Annotated in this window: 17 protein-coding genes; 7 read left to right on the plus strand and 10 right to left on the minus strand. The window is 67.4% G+C overall.

Translation table 11 applies throughout. The annotated features are described in order from the left end of the window. Positions 1-33 precede the first annotated feature (33 nt). From ABE483_RS11345 to ccmA, 7 genes are all read right to left on the minus strand, one after another. Positions 34-639 carry a DsbE family thiol:disulfide interchange protein gene (locus ABE483_RS11345; protein ID WP_313212257.1) on the minus strand — a complete coding sequence of 202 codons (606 nt, stop codon included), beginning with the start codon at positions 637-639 and terminating at the stop codon, positions 34-36. 9 nt (positions 640-648) lie between these two features. Beyond that, the gene (locus ABE483_RS11350) at positions 649-2,562 is read right to left on the minus strand and encodes a heme lyase CcmF/NrfE family subunit (RefSeq protein WP_313212256.1); all 1,914 of its coding nucleotides are present in this window, start codon (positions 2,560-2,562) and stop codon (positions 649-651) included. Further along, positions 2,563-3,024, minus strand: coding sequence for a cytochrome c maturation protein CcmE (gene ccmE, locus ABE483_RS11355; protein WP_121038127.1), 462 nt, complete (start codon positions 3,022-3,024; stop codon positions 2,563-2,565). After that, complete coding sequence (ccmD, locus tag ABE483_RS11360; protein ID WP_313212254.1) at positions 3,021-3,206, minus strand: heme exporter protein CcmD; 186 nt, start codon at positions 3,204-3,206, stop codon at positions 3,021-3,023. Before ccmD ends, ccmE begins: the two co-directional genes overlap by 4 nt. Beyond that, entirely contained in the window at positions 3,203-3,967 is a 765-nt protein-coding gene (ccmC, locus tag ABE483_RS11365; RefSeq protein ID WP_346465968.1) for a heme ABC transporter permease CcmC, read from the minus strand. Before ccmC ends, ccmD begins: the two co-directional genes overlap by 4 nt. 123 nt (positions 3,968-4,090) lie before the next feature. Then, complete coding sequence (ccmB, locus tag ABE483_RS11370) at positions 4,091-4,786, minus strand: heme exporter protein CcmB (RefSeq protein WP_313210382.1); 696 nt, start codon at positions 4,784-4,786, stop codon at positions 4,091-4,093. Further along, positions 4,783-5,412 carry a heme ABC exporter ATP-binding protein CcmA gene (gene ccmA, locus ABE483_RS11375; protein WP_313210380.1) on the minus strand — a complete coding sequence of 210 codons (630 nt, stop codon included), beginning with the start codon at positions 5,410-5,412 and terminating at the stop codon, positions 4,783-4,785. The genes ccmB and ccmA overlap by 4 nt, the downstream gene beginning before the upstream one ends. A 102-nt stretch (positions 5,413-5,514) precedes the next feature. On the opposite strand from ccmA, the gene ABE483_RS11380 reads away from it, so the two are divergent. The 3 genes from ABE483_RS11380 to ABE483_RS11390 all read left to right on the plus strand — a co-directional run bounded on the left by ABE483_RS11380 (position 5,515) and on the right by ABE483_RS11390 (position 8,200). Further along, on the plus strand, positions 5,515-6,663 hold the full coding sequence (locus ABE483_RS11380) for a pyridoxal phosphate-dependent aminotransferase (RefSeq protein ID WP_346481726.1): 1,149 nt from the start codon (positions 5,515-5,517) through the stop codon (positions 6,661-6,663). Positions 6,664-6,680: 17 nt separating this feature from the next. Next, positions 6,681-7,487: an amidohydrolase gene (locus ABE483_RS11385; RefSeq protein WP_346464560.1), complete on the plus strand. Its 807-nt coding sequence runs from the start codon at positions 6,681-6,683 to the stop codon at positions 7,485-7,487. 278 nt (positions 7,488-7,765) lie between these two features. Beyond that, positions 7,766-8,200, plus strand: a complete 435-nt coding sequence (locus ABE483_RS11390) for a hypothetical protein (protein WP_123730749.1) — start codon at positions 7,766-7,768, stop codon at positions 8,198-8,200. Positions 8,201-8,287: 87 nt separating this feature from the next. Here ABE483_RS11390 and ABE483_RS11395 read toward each other — a convergent pair whose 3' ends face one another. From ABE483_RS11395 to ABE483_RS11405, 3 genes are read right to left on the minus strand one after another with little or no spacing between them, the layout of a single operon-like run. Then, positions 8,288-10,117: a pseudouridine synthase gene (locus tag ABE483_RS11395; RefSeq protein ID WP_346481727.1), complete on the minus strand. Its 1,830-nt coding sequence runs from the start codon at positions 10,115-10,117 to the stop codon at positions 8,288-8,290. Further along, entirely contained in the window at positions 10,110-11,129 is a 1,020-nt protein-coding gene (gene scpB, locus ABE483_RS11400) for an SMC-Scp complex subunit ScpB (RefSeq protein WP_346481728.1), read from the minus strand. Before scpB ends, ABE483_RS11395 begins: the two co-directional genes overlap by 8 nt. A gap of 15 nt (positions 11,130-11,144) precedes the next feature. Beyond that, positions 11,145-12,176 carry a ScpA family protein gene (locus tag ABE483_RS11405; RefSeq protein ID WP_346481729.1) on the minus strand — a complete coding sequence of 344 codons (1,032 nt, stop codon included), beginning with the start codon at positions 12,174-12,176 and terminating at the stop codon, positions 11,145-11,147. A gap of 219 nt (positions 12,177-12,395) precedes the next feature. On the opposite strand from ABE483_RS11405, the gene ABE483_RS11410 reads away from it, so the two are divergent. The 4 genes from ABE483_RS11410 to ABE483_RS11425 all read left to right on the plus strand — a co-directional run bounded on the left by ABE483_RS11410 (position 12,396) and on the right by ABE483_RS11425 (position 17,297). After that, positions 12,396-12,695 carry a YciI family protein gene (locus ABE483_RS11410; RefSeq protein WP_019182875.1) on the plus strand — a complete coding sequence of 100 codons (300 nt, stop codon included), beginning with the start codon at positions 12,396-12,398 and terminating at the stop codon, positions 12,693-12,695. After that, entirely contained in the window at positions 12,692-12,961 is a 270-nt protein-coding gene (locus ABE483_RS11415; protein ID WP_070470362.1) for a BolA family protein, read from the plus strand. Before ABE483_RS11410 ends, ABE483_RS11415 begins: the two co-directional genes overlap by 4 nt. 148 nt (positions 12,962-13,109) lie before the next feature. Further along, on the plus strand, positions 13,110-14,141 hold the full coding sequence (locus ABE483_RS11420) for a LacI family DNA-binding transcriptional regulator (RefSeq protein ID WP_313218863.1): 1,032 nt from the start codon (positions 13,110-13,112) through the stop codon (positions 14,139-14,141). A gap of 96 nt (positions 14,142-14,237) precedes the next feature. Further along, a complete protein-coding gene (locus tag ABE483_RS11425) occupies positions 14,238-17,297 on the plus strand; it encodes a TonB-dependent receptor (RefSeq protein WP_346464530.1) in 3,060 nt (1,019 codons plus the stop codon). The last annotated feature ends 73 nt before the right edge of the window (positions 17,298-17,370 follow it).

Below are 17,370 nucleotides of genomic sequence, written 5' to 3' on the forward strand. Positions count from 1 at the left end.
ATCAGCGCCACGCCGACCTGGCGGAGCATCCGGTTACGGCGAGGCCGGCAGCTGCGGCTGGGCATTCGCACGCTCCACCTTTTCCAGTTCCGGAATCAGCTGGGTATCGATGACGCGCTGGCTGAGCGCGCCACTGTACTTCCAGCGCACCACGCCACTGGCGTCAACCAGGAAGGTCTCCGGCGCGGCGGTGACGCCCCAGTCGATCGCGGTGCGGCCTTCGATGTCGCTCAGCACCAGCACGAACGGATTGCCAAGTTGTTCCAGCCAACGCAGGGCATCGGCCGGCTCGTCCTTCCAGTTGTAGCCGATCACGCGCACGCGCTTGGTTTCGGCGAATCTGGTCAGGATCGGATGTTCGTCGCGGCAGGCCGCGCACCAGCTGCCCCAGACGTTGAGCACGTAGGGGGCGCCGCGCAGTTCGGTGCTGCTGACCTTGATGTGCGGATCGTGCAGCACCGGCAGTTCGAAGGCCGGTGCGGGCTTGCCGATCAGTGCCGAGGGCAGGACATCGCGGTCCGGCGCACCGGATTTCATCACCCCGTAGATCATCAGCCCCAACAGCCCGAAGAAGAACAGCACCCCGATGACGATGGCCACGGGCGGCAGCGGACGGGAGGCGGGGCGGGGATCGGACACGGGAAACTCCTAGGGACGACGGAAACGACGATCGGCGGCGGTGACGAAGCCACCCAGTGCCATCAGCAGCGCGCCCAGCCAGATCCAGCGGACGAACGGTTTGATGTGCACGCGCACGGCCCATGCATTGTTGCCCAGCGACTCGCCGAGTGCCACGTAAACATCGCCGTTGAGGCGGGCGTGGATGCCGGCCTCGGTCATCACCTGTCCGCCACTGGCGTACAGGCGTTTTTCCGGATGCAGCAGGGCCAGTTCGCGGTCGTGCTGAAGCACGCGCAGGTGCCCGCGATCGGCGACGTAATTCGGGCCCTGTTGATGGTCCACGCCTTCGAAGCGCACTTCATAGGTGCCCACCACCAGCGACTGCCCGGGGGCGAGCGCGACTTCGCGCTGCACGTTCAAGGCTTCGACCAGCAGCGCGCCGGCCAGGAACACGGCCACCCCACCATGGGCCAGCAGCATGCCGACCATCTCGGCAGTGAACCTGCCATTGCCGCGCAGGCGGGTCCAGACGAAACGCCCGGTACCGAACGCGACCCAGGCCGCACCGGTCACGCCGGCGGCGGTCTTCAACGCGCCCTGCGGCGCCATGAAGTACGCGATCACGCCCAGCAGCAGGGCCAGCCCGGCCCACGGTGCCAGCATCGCCAACCGCCGCGAGGCCTGGTCGCGCTGCCAGTTGACCAGCGGCCCGAACGGCAGCAGTGCTACCAGCGGTGCCATCAGCACCACGAACAGCGTGCCGAAGTAGGGCGGCCCGACCGAGACCTTGCCCAGGCCCAAGGCATCGGCCAGCAGCGGGTACAGCGTGCCCAGCAGAACCATGCCGCAGGCGGCGGCGAGCAGCAGGTTGTTGGCCAGCAGCAGGGTCTCGCGCGAGGTCGGCAGGAAGCCGCGGCGCGGATCCTCGCTGGTCAGCGCGCCGGCCCGCAGCGCGTACAGCAGCAGCGCGCCGCCGATCACCAGGGCCAGGAAAATCAGGATGAAGGTGCCGCGCGAAGGATCGGCCGCGAACGAATGCACGCTGGTCAGCACGCCCGAGCGCACCAGGAAGGTGCCGAGCAGTGACAGCGCGAATGCGGCGATGGCCAGCAGCAGCGTCCAGCTGGCGAAGCTGCCGCGCTTTTCAGTGACCGCCTGCGAGTGGATCAGCGCCGCACCGGCCAGCCACGGCATGAAGCTGGCGTTTTCGACCGGATCCCAGAACCACCAGCCGCCCCAGCCCAGTTCGTAATACGCCCACCAGCTGCCCAGTGCGATGCCGATGGTCAGGAAGCCCCAGGCCACGTTGGTCCACGGTCGCGTCCAGCGCAGCCAGCGCGCATCCACGCGGCCTTCCAGCAGGGCGGCGATCGCGAATGCGAACGGCACCGCAAAGCCCACGTACCCGATGTACAGCATCGGCGGGTGGATGATCAGCCCGGGATCCTGCAGCAGCGGATTGAGGTCGCGCCCTTCCAGCGGCGCCGGGAGCAGCCGCGCGAACGGGTTGGAGGTGAAGATCAGGAAGGCGAGGAAGCCGATGCTGATGATGCCGAGCACGCCCAGCACGCGGGCGGACACCTCGGCCGGCAGGCGTTTGGACCACAGCGCCACGGCGCCGCACCACAGCGCCAGCACCAGCGCCCACAGCAGCAGGGAGCCTTCATGCGCGCCCCACACCGCCGAATAGCGGTAGGCCAGCGGTAGCAGCGAGTTGGAGTTCTCCGCCACATAGCGCACCGAGAAATCCTGGGTGACGAACGCCGCTGTCAGCACGCCGAATGCCCCAAGCAGGAGCGCCAGCTGCGCGTACGCCGCCGGTCGCGCCACCGCCATCCACGTGGCGCGGCCGCGATGGGCGCCCCACAGCGGCAGCACGGTCTGCAGCACGGCCATCAACAGTGCGGTGACCAGCAGGATCTGCCCCAGTTCCGGCAGCACTCAGTACGTCTCCGGCGCCGGCACGGGCACATCGTGTTTGATATGTGCCTGACCCATCTTGTCGGCCACTTCCTTGGGCATGTAGGTCTCGTCGTGCTTGGCCAGCACTTCTTCGGCAACGAAACGGCCGTCCTGCAGGCGTCCGGTGGCGACCACGGCGGTGCCCTCGGCGAATAGGTCCGGCAGGATCCGCGAGGTGATCACCGGCAATGTCGCGTCACCATCGGTGACCACGAAGTGCGCATCCAGCGAACCGGGTGCGCGCTGCAGCGAGCCTTTGACCACCATGCCGCCCAGACGGAACCGGGCGTGATCGCCGGCATCGCCACGCAGCACTTCGGAGGGGGTGTAGAGGTAGGCGATATTGCGCTGCAGGGCCATCGCGACCAGCGCGGTCGCCAGGCCGGAGGCCAGCACGAGCAGCATCACCCAGAGCAGGCGGCGACGCCGGACCGGATTCATCGGGTCAGCTCCGGTGCCAGCGGCGGTGCGCTGCCGGCGGCAGCGCGGGCCTGCTGGCGCTGCTGGCGGCGCGCGGCCAGGCGGCGCGCCCAGCGCAGGCGCAGCCAGGAGCCGATGGCATCGCTGCCCAGCACCAGCACGAACACGGCATAGGCGGCAATCACATAGGGCAGGTGGGTCATGGGCGGCTGTCCTCCCGTGGGGCACGGGGGCCGGCGGCGACCCAGGCCTTGCCGGCTTCGCGCAGCAGGTTGTCGGCGCGGGCCTTGGCCAGCAGCGAGCCGGCGAACCACAGCTTGGTGCCGATCACCATCAGCCACAGTGGCAGCGCCATGCTGGCATCCAGCGTCGACTCGCCGAACAGGCGGATGGTCTGGCCCTGGTGCAGGCTGCCCCACCATTCCACGGAATAGCGGATCACCGGCAGCAGGCTCACCCCGACGATGGACAGCAGGCCCGCTGCGCGCGCGGCGCTGCGACGGTCCTCGATGGCGTGGTACAGGCCGATCACGCCCAGGTACAGGAACAGCAGGATCAGCTCGGTGGTCATGCGCGGGTCCCAGTCCCACCAGGTGCCCCAGGTCGGCTTGCCCCAGATGCTGCCGGTGAGCAGGGTGATCAGGGTGAAGCCGGCGCCGAGCGGGGCACAGGCCATCGCCAGGATTTCGCAGGTCTTGATCCGCCAGATCAGCGCGATCGCGGCGTACAGCGCCATCAGCGCGAACACGAACAGGCTCATCCACGCGCTCGGCACGTGGATATAGAGAATGCGGAAGCTGTCCAGCTGCTTGGAGTCGGCCGGCACCACCGCCAGCGCCTGCCAGATGCCGACCAGCAGCACCGGCACCGCCGCCAGGTAGAACACCCGCGACCAGCGCGCGGCAAAGCGGTCGAAGGTGGGCGGCGAACCGAGTTGGTGGAACCAGCGGACGATCGGGTGCATGCGGCAGTGGCTATCCAACGAAGGGCGACGATGGAACGGACGTGGAGTGGCTCGGCAACGGTTGACGCGGAGGCAGGTGACGCTCACAACGCAGTTCACGCCACCGACAGTACGCCATACCGCTCAACTCAGCGAGATGCGGATCGCCGCGGCCGTCGCCAGCGGGGCCAGCACCAGCGCCACCACCAGCCCGGCGCCCAGCATCAGCAGCGCACCGATCGGGTCCTGGCCGCGGGCGACCGCCGCCACACTGCCCGCACCGAACACCAGCACCGGCACATACAACGGCAGGGCCAGCAGCGCCACGAGAATACCAGAGCGCCGGATGCCGACCGTCAGCGCGGCGACCACCCCGCCGATCAAGCTCAGCAGCGGCGTTCCCAGCAGCAACGATGCCAGCAACATCGGCAGCTGGTCATGCGGCAGATGCAGCATTTCCGCCAGCAACGGCGACATCACGATCAGCGGCAGGGCGGTGGTGACCCAGTGCACCAGTACCCGCACCAGCACCAGCCAGGCCAGCGGGACGGGGGCCAGCAGCCATTGCTCCAGCGAGCCATCTTCGGCGTCGCTGCGGAACAGCGAATCCAGGGCCAGCTGGCCGGCCAGCAGCACCGCCAGCCACATCACGGCTGCGGCCACGCGTGCCATCGCCTCGGGATCACGGCCCAGTGCCAATGCGAACAGCACCACCACCAGCAACGCGAACAGCAAGGGCTGCAGCGCATCGCCGCGGCGGCGCCAGAGCAGGCGCATGTCGCGGGCGACCAGCGCCCGCGCGGTCTGCCATAGACCCGGTTCGGTACCCGGCGCGATCATGGCGCCGCTCCGAGGGTCAGCAGGCGCGTGCGCACCGGTGGCGCGGCGTACGCGCCGTGGGTGGTGACCAGGGCGGCACCGCCGCTGCGCAGGTGCGCGGAAATCATGCGGTTCACCAGGTTGATGCCGTCCAGATCGAGATTGGCGTACGGCTCGTCAAGCAGCCACAGCGGCGCGGGCGAGAGCCAGATGCGGGCCAGCGCCAGGCGTCGCTTCTGCCCGGCCGACAGCTGTCGCACCAAGGTGTCCTCATAGCCGGCCAGGCCGACGATGGCCAGCGCGTTGCCGGGCATCTGGCGGGCGCGGCGGCCGTGCAGTCCGCACAGGAAATGCAGGTTCTCCAGCGTGTCCAGGTCCGGCTTCAGTGCGGGCAGGTGGCTCAGGTAGGCCACATAGTTCGCGCGCTCCTTGTGCCCGGCACGCTTGCCATCGATCTCGACCTGGCCGCTGCCGGCGCGCAGCAGGCCGGCCAGCACCCGCAGCAGGGTGGTCTTGCCGGCGCCATTGTCGCCCTGCACCAGCAGGGCTTCGCCGGCATCCACGTGCAGGTCCAGCGGGCCGAAGACGGGTTCGTCGTTGCGACTGAAGCCAAGGCCATGCGCGGCCAGCAACGGAGGGGCGTTCAAGGGGCGGGATCTTTGCACCGGAATGGGCCGCCATTGTATCGGGGGAACGGGCAGGATGATTTGCGTACACTGGGAGTTCCCCCGGTTCTTTCCCTGCTGCCGATGCAACCGCAAACCAAGCTGCCCAAGGTGGGCACCACCATCTTCACCGTGATGTCCCAGCTCGCCGCCGAACACGGCGCGGTCAACCTGGGCCAGGGGTTCCCGGATTTCTCCGCACCGCAGCGGCTGATCGATGAAACCGTCGCCGCGATGCAGGGCGGTCTGAATCAATACCCGCCAATGACCGGCGTGGCGCCGCTGCGCCACGCCATCGCGCAGAAGTCGCTGGATCTGTACGGCGCCCAGGTGGACCCGGATACCGAGATCACCGTCACCAGCGGCGCCACCGAGGCGATCTTCAACGCCATCCACGCCGTGGTCCGCCCCGGCGAGGAGGTGATCGTGCTCGACCCGGCCTACGACTGCTACGAGCCGGCGATCGACCTGGCCGGCGCGCGTGCCGTGCACGTGCCGCTGGACCCGCAGACCTTCGCGGTCGACTGGGACCGCGTGCGTGCCGCGATCACCCCGCGCACCCGCCTGCTGATGGTCAACACCCCGCACAACCCGTCCGGCGCGATGCTGACCGCCGAGGACATGCAGGCGCTGGCCGATGTGTTGCGCGGCACCGACATCTACCTGATCTCCGATGAGGTGTACGAGCACATCATCTACGACGGTCGTCGCCACGAATCTTCGCTGCGCCATCCGGAACTGCGCGAGCGCGCGTTCGTGATTTCCAGCTTCGGCAAGACCTACCACTGCACCGGCTGGAAGATCGGTTATGCCATTGCGCCGCCGGCGATGACCGCCGAGTTCCGCAAGGTGCATCAGTACAACACCTTCACCAGCTTCGGCCCGGCCCAGTACGGCTTCGCCGCGATGATCCGCGATGAGCCCGAGCACCATCTGGAACTCGGTGCGTTCTACCAGGCCAAGCGTGACCGCTTCCGCGAGCAGCTGCTGACCACGCGCCTGACACCGCTGCCGGTGCCGGGTGGCTACTTCCAGCTGGTGGATTACGCGGCCGTCAGCGATCTGCCGGACCACGAATTCGTGAAATGGCTGACGATCGAGAAGGGCGTGGCGGCGATCCCGCTGTCGCCGTTCTATGAGACCGCCCCGGCCGGCCAGCGTCTGGTCCGCCTGTGCTTTGCCAAGAACGACGCCACGATGGACGCGGCGATCGACCGCCTGCGGGCACTGTGATGGGTGCCGTGACCGAGCTGCAGGATCTGCGCATTTCCCTGATCCAGGGCGACACCCGCTGGCACGACCCGGCGGGTAACCGCGCGCATTACGGTGCGCTGTTGGCGCCGCTGGCCGGGCAGACCGATCTGGTGATCCTGCCGGAGACCTTCACCAGCGGCTTCTCCAACGATGCCATCGACAAGGCAGAGGGCATGGACGGCCCCACCGTCGCCTGGATCCGCGAGCAGGCCGTGCGGCTGGGCGCGGCGGTCACCGGCAGCGTGCAGCTGCGGGTGGGCGAGGGCGTCTACAACCGCCTGCTGTGGGCCACGCCGGAGGGCGAGCTGCAGTACTACGACAAGCGCCACCTGTTCCGTTACGGCGGCGAGCACGAGCGCTACGCCGCCGGCCGCGAGCGCCTGTGCGTGGAGTGGAAAGGCTGGCGGATCAATCCGCAGGTCTGCTACGACCTGCGTTTCCCGGTGTTCTGCCGCAACCGCTACAACGTCGAGCGCGCCGATCAGCTGGATTTCGATCTGCAGATTTTCGTGGCGAACTGGCCATCGGCCCGCGCCTATGCGTGGAAGACGCTGCTGCGTGCGCGTGCGATCGAGAACCTCTGCTTTGTGGCGGCGGTGAACCGGATCGGTGTGGACGGCAACGATCTGCATTACGCCGGCGACAGTGCGGTGATCGATTTCCTCGGCCAGCCGCAGGTGGAAGTGCGCGAAACCGAGCAGGTGGTCACCACCACGATCTCGGCCGCGGCACTCGCCGCCCACCGCGCGCGCTTCCCGGCGATGCTCGATGCCGACAGTTTCAGCCTGCAGGAACGCAGCTGAAACGGTAGTGCCGGCCGCTGGCCGGCTCTGCACGTTGCTGGCGGTGCGCATCGCCGGCCAGCGGCCGGCGCTCATGGGCGTTGCAGGATTGCCTGGAGCCGGCCAGCGGCCGGCCCTCATGGGCGTTGCAGGATTGCCTGGAGCCGGCCAGCGGCCGGCACTACTACCCGGGCCGCTCGTGCTGAACGGATGCCGGATGCGCGCGATGCGCATCATCCGCGCCACACGCGCGCGCTGCTAGATTTGGCTTGTTACCCCTTCAGTACGAGCGGACCCGCATGAAGAAGTTCTCCCTGGCATTGATCGCACTGGCCGGCATCTCGGCCGTCCCGGCCGCGCAGGCCGCCGGCAACATTGACTGCGAGCTGCACTACAACCTCGCCGGCTGGTCGGTGCTGTACAAGACCGCCTCGGGTACCGGCACCATCCAGTGCGACAACGGCACCCGCATCCCGGTCAAGATCACCGCCAAGGGCGGCGGGCTCACCGTGGGCAAGTCGAAGATCGTCGACGGCAAGGGCAAGTTCTCCGGCGCCTACTCGGTCAACGACCTGATCGGTTCCTACGCGGCCGTTGAAGCGCACGCCGGCGCCGACAAATCCAGCAATGCGCAGGTGATGACCAAGGGCGATGTATCGCTGGCCCTGGCCGGAACCGGCAAGGGCTGGGATCTGGGTGTGGGCGTGGGGCGGTTCACCATCGAACGCCGTTGAGGGGGTAGGGCCACGCCTTGCGTGGCTGCACCGCTCAGCCCCCAACAAAAAACCCCGGCCGAAGCCGGGGTTTTTTTATCTCACTGATCAGCCGCCGCGCGGGCCGCCACCACGGTGACCGCCGCCACCCGGGCCGCGGTTGCCACCCGGGCGACCGCCCGGACCGCCGGGACCACGACCGCCGGGGCCACCCGGGCCACGGTTGCCGCCCGGGCCACCGGGACCGCGGTTGCCACCGTGGCCGCCGGGGCCGCGCGCATTGGCGCCCGGGCCACGCGCACCGGGACCACCCGGACCACGATTGCCACCCGGACCACCCGGACCGCGGTTACCCGCCGGACGCGCGCTGCCGTACGGGCTGCTGCCCGGATTGGCGTGGTCGGACGGGAAGCTCGGGGCATTGCCCGGATGGCCGTACGGATGACGCGACGGACCCTGGCCGCTCTGGCCACCGCGGTTGCCACCGGCACCGGCGCCGGCCGGACGGCCCTGGCCGCCGTAGCCGCCACGGCTTTCGCCACCGCGGTTCTCGCCGCCGTAACCACCGCCACCGCCGGCGTAACCGCCACGCCCTTCAGCACCGCCGCCGTAGCTGCCGCGCCCCGGGCCGCCTGCGCCACCCGGACCCTTCGGCTTGCCGTACGGACGGCCCTGGCCACCGGCGCCTGCGCCAGCGCCCGGACCACGCGCGCCCGGGCCGCGGGCTGCGCCCGGGCCGGCATTGCGGTGGCCGCTCGGGCCGGTGCTGACACCGTCCGGCACGTACCAGCTGCGGAACGCGGCCGGGTTGCCTTCCGGAAGCGCGCGGTTGCCCTTGTCCGGGCGCGCCTTGAACGGGCGCTGCGACTGCTTGGCCGCCGCTTCACCGCTGACCGTCAGGCCACCCTTGAAGCCGCCGCCCTTGCCACCGCGGCCACGGCCACGCTCTTCGCGCACATTGTCGAAACGACGCAGTTCGCGGCCTTCATCGGCCGAGTTGTGGCCGTTGACGTAGGCGTTGCCACGGCCGCCGTCGCGCGACACGCGCACGGTGGTCTTGGCGGCACGACGCTGGCCGATCACCGGCTGCAGGGTCAGTGCCGACGGGGCACCTTCTTCCAGCTTCAGTTCGGCGCGCAGCGCTTCAACCTGCTTGGCCGGCAGTTCGACCGACTGGCCACGCAGCAGTTCGCGCGGCAGGCTGACCTTGCCGTAGCGGGTGCGCTTCAGTCGGCTGACCTGGCAGCCCTGGGATTCCCACAGGCGGCGCACTTCGCGGTTGCGGCCTTCCTTGACCACCACGCGGAACCAGTCGTGCGAATCGGTGCCGCCGATGCGTTCGATCTCGTCGAACTTGGCCGGGCCGTCTTCCAGCGCCACGCCACGCGCGAGGCGGTCAACGATGTTGTCGGGCACCTTCTCTTCGCCTTCCGGGGCGCGCACGCGCACCACGTACTCGCGCTCGACCTCGTAGGAGGGGTGCATCATCGCGTTGGCCAGCTCACCATCGGTGGTCGCCAGCAGCAGGCCGGTGGTGTTGATGTCCAGGCGGCCGATCGCGATCCAGCGCGCGCCCTTGAGGGCAGGCAGCGCTTCGAACACGGTCGGGCGACCTTCGGGATCTTCGCGCGTGGTCACTTCGCCTTCCGGCTTGTTGTAGGCCAGCACGCGGGAGGTTTCGGTCAGCGCGGTGGCGACGAAGCCACGGCCGTCCAGTTCGACTTTGTCGCCGCTCTTGATCGACTGGCCGGTCTGCGCGACTTCACCGTTGACCTTGACCAGGCCATCGGCGATGCGCTGTTCCAGCGCGCGGCGCGAACCCAGGCCGGCCTGCGCCAGCACTTTGTGCAGGCGCTCTTCGAGCTTGGGCTGTTCGGAGGCGGTTTCGCGCTTGAGCGAAAGCTTGTTCAACGATGGCTTGCGGGGGGTGTCACTCATTTACTTGGCTCCGGCCGGCAACGGATGCGTCGGCCTCTGGTTCGGGATCGGCTTCGTCAACAGCCACGGTCGTCTTCGCGACGGCGTTGTTTTCGGTTTCGTTCTGGGGCGCCGCGCGCTCTCCCGGCGCGGTATCGGGTTCGCCATCGCTGGCGGTCGTATCCGCGTCGTCGTCGGCAAGCGGCAACGGCGCATGGGATGGGGTGTCGGAGGCGTCCGAAGCATCGGCCGCCTCGCTATTGTCCGGTTCTGCCGGTTGCTCCGCCAGTCTCGCCGAGGCCAGCGCCACGCGGGCGGCCAGCCGGGCGGCAACAGGGTCCACCGGGCCTGGCGGGTCTGCCGGGTCTGACGGACCTGACGGCGCCGGAGTGGCGTCGTCATTGGCCGCGTCCGTATCCCGTTCGGCCTCCGGGGTCGCCGCGCCGGCGGGCAGGCGACCAGCCGGCTGGCCTTCGCTGTCCAGCGGCAGCTGCGGTTCAAGCTCACCCAGGTCGCGCAGCTCGGACAGCGGCGGCAGTTCGTCCAGCCGCTTGAGACCGAAATAATCCAGGAAGCCCTTGGTGGTCCCGAACAGCGCCGGCTTGCCGGGCACGTCGCGGTGGCCGATCACGCGGATCCATTCGCGCTCTTCCAGGGCCTGGATGATGTTGCTGCTGACCGCCACGCCGCGGACCTGTTCGATCTCGCCGCGGGTGATCGGCTGGCGGTAGGCGATCAATGCCAGCGTTTCCAGCGTGGCACGGGTGTAGCGGGTCTTGCGCTCCGTCCACAGCCGGGTGATGTAACCATGCACTTCGCTGGTGACCTGGAAGCGGAAGCCGGAGGCCACCTCGACCAGTTCCACGCCACGGTCCTGACAGCCCTCGCGCAGCAGTTCCAGCGCGCGTTCGATGCTGCCCGGCGGTGCCGGCTCCTCTTCCGGGAACAGGCCCTGCAGCTGCGCCAGCGTCAACGGCTCACTGGCCGCCAGCAGGGCGCCTTCGACAATACGGTTGATCAGCGGTTGATCCATACGTGGGTCGGGTGCTCAGTCGGATGCGTTGGCGGCGTCGTTGTCGTCGAACTCGCTGTTGAACTGCAGCGGTTCGTTGGTGTTGCCGGCGGCCAGGGACTTGACATAGATCGGCGCCAGCGGAGCTTCCTGGACGATGTCCAGCAGCTGTTCCTTGGCCAGTTCCAGCAGGGCGAGGAAGGTGACCAGCACCCCCAGCTTGCCTTCTTCGGCGGTGAACAGCGTTTCAAACCGGTAGAACCTGCCGTCTTCCAGACGACCCAGCACGTCGCCCATCCGCTGGCGCACGCTCAGTGCCTCGCGTTTGATCGCGTGGCCGGTGAACAGCTCGGCGCGCTTGAGCACGTCGTGCAGCGCCATCAGCATTTCCTTCAGATCCACCGGCGGCGGCAGCTTGACGGCCGCGCGGTCGGGGACGAAGGCGTGGACCACGGTGGTGTCGCGGTCCTGGCGGGGCAGGCTGTCGATGTCCTCGGCGGCCTGCTTGAAACGTTCGTACTCCTGCAGCCGGCGCACCAGCTCGGCGCGCGGATCGGCTTCCTCGCCCTCGATGCTGGGCGGCCGCGGCAACAGCATCCGCGACTTCACTTCGGCCAGGATCGCCGCCATCACCAGGTACTCGGCCGCCAGTTCGAAGCGCAGCTCCTGCATGACGTTGATGTATTCGACGTACTGGCGGGTGATCTCGGCGACCGGGATATCCAGGATGTCCAGGTTCTGCCGGCGGATCAGGTACAGCAGCAGGTCCAGCGGACCCTCGAACGCATCCAGGATGACTTCCAGCGCGTCCGGCGGGATGTACAGGTCCTGCGGAATCTGCAGGACCGGCTGTCCATGCACCAGGGCCAGCGGCATTTCCTGCTGCTGTGGGGCGGGCACTCGGATTGGCGGGTTCGCGTCGGGCGCGAGTTCGGCAGTCATCAAATAGACGTCAGTATTGCAACGGACCGGTCGCCGCACCATGCCAGCGTCCGGAACGGTCCCGGGCGGCAGGATGGCAAGCCATGACACGCCTGGGTCGGCGCGATTCCACACTTCAAACAGCAAGGCGCGCCGCGATGGGCAGCTACAGAACTACGGGGAGGTCGTCTACGTGTGCTGGTGTGGGGCAGTGGATCGGTCGTCGGCTGGCGGTGGAGCCGGTTGCCGACGGGGCGCTGCATCCAGCCACGTGCAATGGACATAAGACTACGGGGTTGCCGCGCCAGTGTCCAGCCAGCCCGCTAGAATGTCCGGGATTGATTCAACAAGACCTCGGAGTTGCCCGTGTGGTATGTGATTGAAGGCTATGACGGCACGGATGTGCTGGCGGCCCGTCTGGCGTCGCGCCCGGCTCACCTGGCCCGGCTGCAGGCCCTGCAGGACGAGGGGCGGCTGCTGCTGGCCGGCCCGTGCCCGGCCATCGACAGCGAAGATCCCGGCCCGGCCGGCTTCAGTGGCAGCGTGGTGATCGCCGCGTTCGATTCGCTGACCCACGCCCAGGACTGGGCCGCCGCCGATCCTTATGTAGAGGCGGGCGTCTATGTTCGCGTCCAGGTGCGTCCGTTCCGCAAGGTCCTGCCGTGAACCGGGTCGAGCGCATCCGCGAGGCGCTGCAGCAGGCACTGGATCCGGAGCTGCTGGAGGTCAAGGACGACAGCCACCGCCACGCCGGCCATGAGGGCGCGCGTGACGGCCGGGGGCACTTCAAGGTGCACGTGGTCAGCGCCGCCTTCGAAGGAAAGCTCCCGCTGGCGCGCCACCGGGCCGTCTATGCGGCCCTGGGGACGATGATGGAGACCGATATCCATGCGTTGTCCATCCGAGCCGAGACACCGGTCAAAAACCGCTGAAACCCTTGTCCCGCCTTGTCCTGGCCAGTCCCGAAAGGGGCCGCCATGGACAGCTTTTGGTTACCGCCGTACGACATGAGGCTAACGTAGTGTTTACATCCGGGTTTGAAAACGCTTACATTCCGCGCCAAGCCCAGATCTCTAAGCCGTGGAGGGCGGCGAAGTGAACAAGGCAGCGATCACTATCAAAGATGTCGCCCGTGAGGCCCGTGTCTCTGTTGCCACGGTCTCGCGCGCACTCAATGGCCATGAAAATGTTGCCGAGCCCGTGCGCAAGCTGGTGCTGGAGGTGGCAGCGCGACTGCGCTACACCCCGCATGCAGCGGCCCGGAGCCTGAGCAGCCGGCGGACCAACACCATTGGCGTGGTGTTGCCCGATCTCTATGGCGAATTCTTTTCCGAACTGATGCGTGGCATCGACGGGGTGGCCCGCGAGCGTCGCCAGCATCTGCTCGTGTCCAGTTACCACGGTGACCAGGAGCAGCAGGGCGCGGCCCTGCGGGCCATGCGCGGCCGTGTCGATGGGTTGCTGGTGCTTTCGCCGTATGCCGAGAGCCCGGGCTTCCTGACCGACAACCTGCCGCAGTCGTTGCCCACGGTGCTGATCAACACGTACCTGCCCGAGCAGGATCATCCGGTGCTGAGCATCGATGACCATGCCGGCGCGATGGCCATGACCCGTCACCTGCTGGACGTCGGGCATCGGCGCATCGCCTTCATTTCCGGTCCGGATCTCAACTACGACGCCCGTGAGCGCCTGCGCGGTTTCCGCGATGCGCTGGCGGCCTTCGGCGATGCTGCCGAAGGGATCGAGTTGCCCGGTGACTTTGACGAAGCTTCCGGCCATCGCGCCGGACAGGAGTTGCTGGCAGCCGGCACGCTGCCCGATGCGGTGTTCGCCGCCAACGACATGATGGCGCTGGGGTGTCTGTATGCGTTCGCGCAGGCAGGTGTCCGTGTGCCGACCGATGTCGCCTTGGCGGGTTTCGATGACATTCCGCTGGCACGTTTCGTTCACCCATCGTTGACAACGATGCAGGTGAGTATCGCCGACCTCGGCGATAAGGCCGCGACGCGCCTGTTGCAGTTGATGGATGGCAACAACACAGAAGGGGCCGGCGACAAGCAGACGCTCGTGCCGACCCTGATCGTGCGTGATTCGAGCAAAGCCAGAACCTAGCAGTAGGTCACGACCGTTGGTCGTGACGCCCTAAAACAACGCACCACATAAAACGACAGGGGCCGCAAAGACGGCCACCACCACCCGGAGAGTTACATGACGTATTCCAATCACCGCAACCGCGCGCCCGCCCGCAGTCTGTTGTCCAGCGCGCTGGTCACCTGCCTGATGCTGGGCGCCGCCCCGAGCGTGATGGCGCAGTCGGCCACCTCGTCGCTGCGCGGCCAGGTCGCCGAGGCTGCCGCCGGCACCGAAGTCACCGCCACCAACGTGGCCAGCGGCACCGTGCGCCGCGCCACCACCCGTGCCGATGGCAGCTACTCGCTGATGGGCCTGGACCCGGGCACCTACAACGTCGTGGCCAATGGCCAGACGCAGAAGGTGACCGTCACCGTGGCCTCGACCGCGACCCTGAACTTCAGCGGCGCGCCGGCCAACGGCAGCACCGCCAACGCCACCAACCTGGACACGGTCAACGTCATTGCACCGACCCTGCTGCAGGAAGTGCGTACCTCCGAAGTGGGCAAGACCGTCAGCCTGCAGCAGATCCAGACCACCCCGCAGGTGTCGCGCAACTTCCTGGAATTCGCCGACGCGGTGCCGGGCCTGATCTTCACCCGTGATGCCAAGGGCAACACCTCCCTGCGTGGCGGTGCCACCAACTCCGACGGCACCAACGTCTACATCGACGGCGTGGGCCAGAAGAGCTACGTCAAGGGCGGCGGCGTGGCCGGCCAGTCCGGCAGCGCCGGCAACCCGTTCCCGCAGCTGGCGATCGGCGAATACAAGGTCATCAGCGGCAACTACAAGGCCGAATACGGCCAGGTGTCGAGCGCGGCCGTGACTGCGGCCACCAAGTCCGGCACCAACGAGTTCAAGGGTGAAACCTTCTACCGTTACACCAACGAAGACATGCGCGCCAAGACCCCGGCCGAGCGTCAGGCTGGCCAGACGAAGGAGGCATCGGCCGAGAAGGAATACGGATTTGCATTGGGTGGTCCGATCATCCAGGACAAGGCCCACTTCTTCGTGACCTATGAAGCCAAGCGCTTCGACCTGCCGGTCACCATCGCGCCTGACGGCGCGGTCGGCCGTGCTGCCGCCCTGCTGCCGCCGGAAGGCGCCGCCGGTCTCGGCCCGGCCAGCCAGCCGTTCCAGCAGGATCTGATCTTCGCCAAGGTCGACTTCGAGCCGACCGACAACGATCGCATCGAGCTGACCTTCCAGGATCGCGATGAAACCCAGTCGCAGTTCAGCGGCCAGACCGCGCCGGAAGCCGGCCGTGAAGTGGTCAACACCGACCGTCGTTACGCCCTGCGCTGGAACCACAGCGGCGAGCGTTACTACAACGAACTGATGGTCACCCATGAAGATTCGTTCAACAACCCGACCCCGCTGACCCTGGCCAACGGCATCACCTACACCGCACCGGACGGCACCGAAGACCGCACCGTGGTGAAGATCGGTGGCGCATCGGCGCTGGATTCGCAGGTGAAGGGCCAGAAGGGCTGGTCGATCGAAGACAACCTGACCCTGGATGGCATCCAGTGGGCCGGCGATCACACCATCAAGATGGGCGCCAAGTACAAGCAGATCGACCTGTACGCATCTGACGCGGCGCAGATCAACCCGACCTTCACCTACACCCTGGGCGATCCGGACTTCCCGGATTCCATCCCCTACAAGGCGCAGTTCGTCAAGCCGGTGACCGGCGTGTCGGGCGTGTCGGGCGAAGTGCGTTCGAAGTCCAAGCAGATCGGCTTGTTCATCCAGGACGACTGGCAGGTCAACGATCACCTGCAGCTCAACCTCGGCCTGCGCTGGGACTACGAGAAGACCCCGTCGTACCTGGACTTCGTCACCCCGCAGCAGGTGGTCGACGCGATCTACTCGCAGGATCCGCGTGCGGCCGCTGGCCAGACCTACGCCGATTCGCTGGCGCTGGGTGGCCTGAACATCGGCGATTACATCAGCACCGGCAAGAACCGCAAGGCGTTCAAGGATGCCTGGCAGCCGCGCCTGGGCTTCTCGTATGACCTCAACGCCGACGAGCAGCACGTGTTCCACGGTGGTGCCGGTCGTTCGTACGATCGCGACCTGTTCGACAACCTGCAGCTGGAAACCACCAAGCTGGCCCTGCCGCAGCCGACGATCTACTTCCGCAATCCGTCGACCGGCACCTGCATCAACGGTCAGGCCGCCTGCTACGACTGGAACCCGAACCTGCTCAACGGGATCGGCAACCTGCAGACCCTGGTCGGCTCGACCAGCAATGCCGGTCTGGAAGTCGATCTGCTGAACAACAACCTCAAGGTGCCGTACTCGGATCAGTTCAGCTTCGGCATGAGCAACCAGGTGGGTGAGTGGCTGACCGATGCCACCATCTCCCGCACCCTGAGCTACGACGGCTTCGCCTTCACCCTGGGCAACCGTTACCCGACCGGCCAGTTCTTCGATGACCCGCGCCTGTGCGGCGGCACCGACCCGGGCCTGAGCCAGGCCTGGAGCTGCAACGTGCCGGGCTTCGGCAGCCTGATCATCGGTCAGCAGGGCATCAAGACCCGTGCGACCCAGGTCCTGCTGTCGGCGCAGAAGCCGTTCACCCAGGAAAGCGGCTGGGGTACCTCGGTGGCCTACACCTGGACCACCGCGCGCCACAACCGCGACATCAACGAGAAGTACGCGTTCGACCGCGGCCTGATCGAGGATTACCCGACCATCCGTTCCAACGGCGCGCCGCGCCACCGCCTGGTGGTCACCGGTTCGTACGCGGGCTTCTGGGGCATCACCTTCGGTGGCAAGGTCACCCTGGCCACCCCGACTGCCGTCAATGACTGGTACGGCGTGCCGCAGGCCAGTGGCTACAACCTGCCGACCCCGCAGGCCGCGGTGCCCAACGCCAATGGCAAGTTCCTGCTGGGTGGCAAGATCTTCGGCTACCGTTCGGTCGATCTGCAGGCGACGAAGACGTTCAAGATGCCGGGCGAGACCGAGCTGTACGCGCGCATCGACATCATCAACGTGTTCAACTTCGACAACTTCTCCACCTACAACTACGTCAAGACCAACGGCAAGCTGCAGGCCAGCTACAACGAGACCGGCGACATCATCGGTACGCCGCGTCAGGTGAAGGCAGAAGTCGGCTTCCGCTTCTGATGCAACAACGGCCCCGTCTTCGGACGGGGCCGGTTTCATGGCAATGGCTGGCCTTCGGGCCAGTCCATTGTCC

It is taken from the genome of Stenotrophomonas sp. TWI602 (assembly GCF_039674045.1).
Classification (GTDB): domain Bacteria; phylum Pseudomonadota; class Gammaproteobacteria; order Xanthomonadales; family Xanthomonadaceae; genus Stenotrophomonas.

Coding starts and splice junctions, on each gene's coding strand:
- ccmE (WP_121038127.1), bottom strand. CDS start 3,024: ATGAATCCGGTCCGGCGTCGCCGCCTGCTCTGGGTGATGCTGCTCGTG.
- ccmD (WP_313212254.1), bottom strand. CDS start 3,206: ATGACCCACCTGCCCTATGTGATTGCCGCCTATGCCGTGTTCGTGCTG.
- ccmC (WP_346465968.1), bottom strand. CDS start 3,967: ATGCACCCGATCGTCCGCTGGTTCCACCAACTCGGTTCGCCGCCCACC.
- ccmB (WP_313210382.1), bottom strand. CDS start 4,786: ATGATCGCGCCGGGTACCGAACCGGGTCTATGGCAGACCGCGCGGGCG.
- ABE483_RS11380 (WP_346481726.1), top strand. CDS start 5,515: ATGCAACCGCAAACCAAGCTGCCCAAGGTGGGCACCACCATCTTCACC.
- ABE483_RS11390 (WP_123730749.1), top strand. CDS start 7,766: ATGAAGAAGTTCTCCCTGGCATTGATCGCACTGGCCGGCATCTCGGCC.
- ABE483_RS11395 (WP_346481727.1), bottom strand. CDS start 10,117: ATGAGTGACACCCCCCGCAAGCCATCGTTGAACAAGCTTTCGCTCAAG.
- scpB (WP_346481728.1), bottom strand. CDS start 11,129: ATGGATCAACCGCTGATCAACCGTATTGTCGAAGGCGCCCTGCTGGCG.
- ABE483_RS11425 (WP_346464530.1), top strand. CDS start 14,238: ATGACGTATTCCAATCACCGCAACCGCGCGCCCGCCCGCAGTCTGTTG.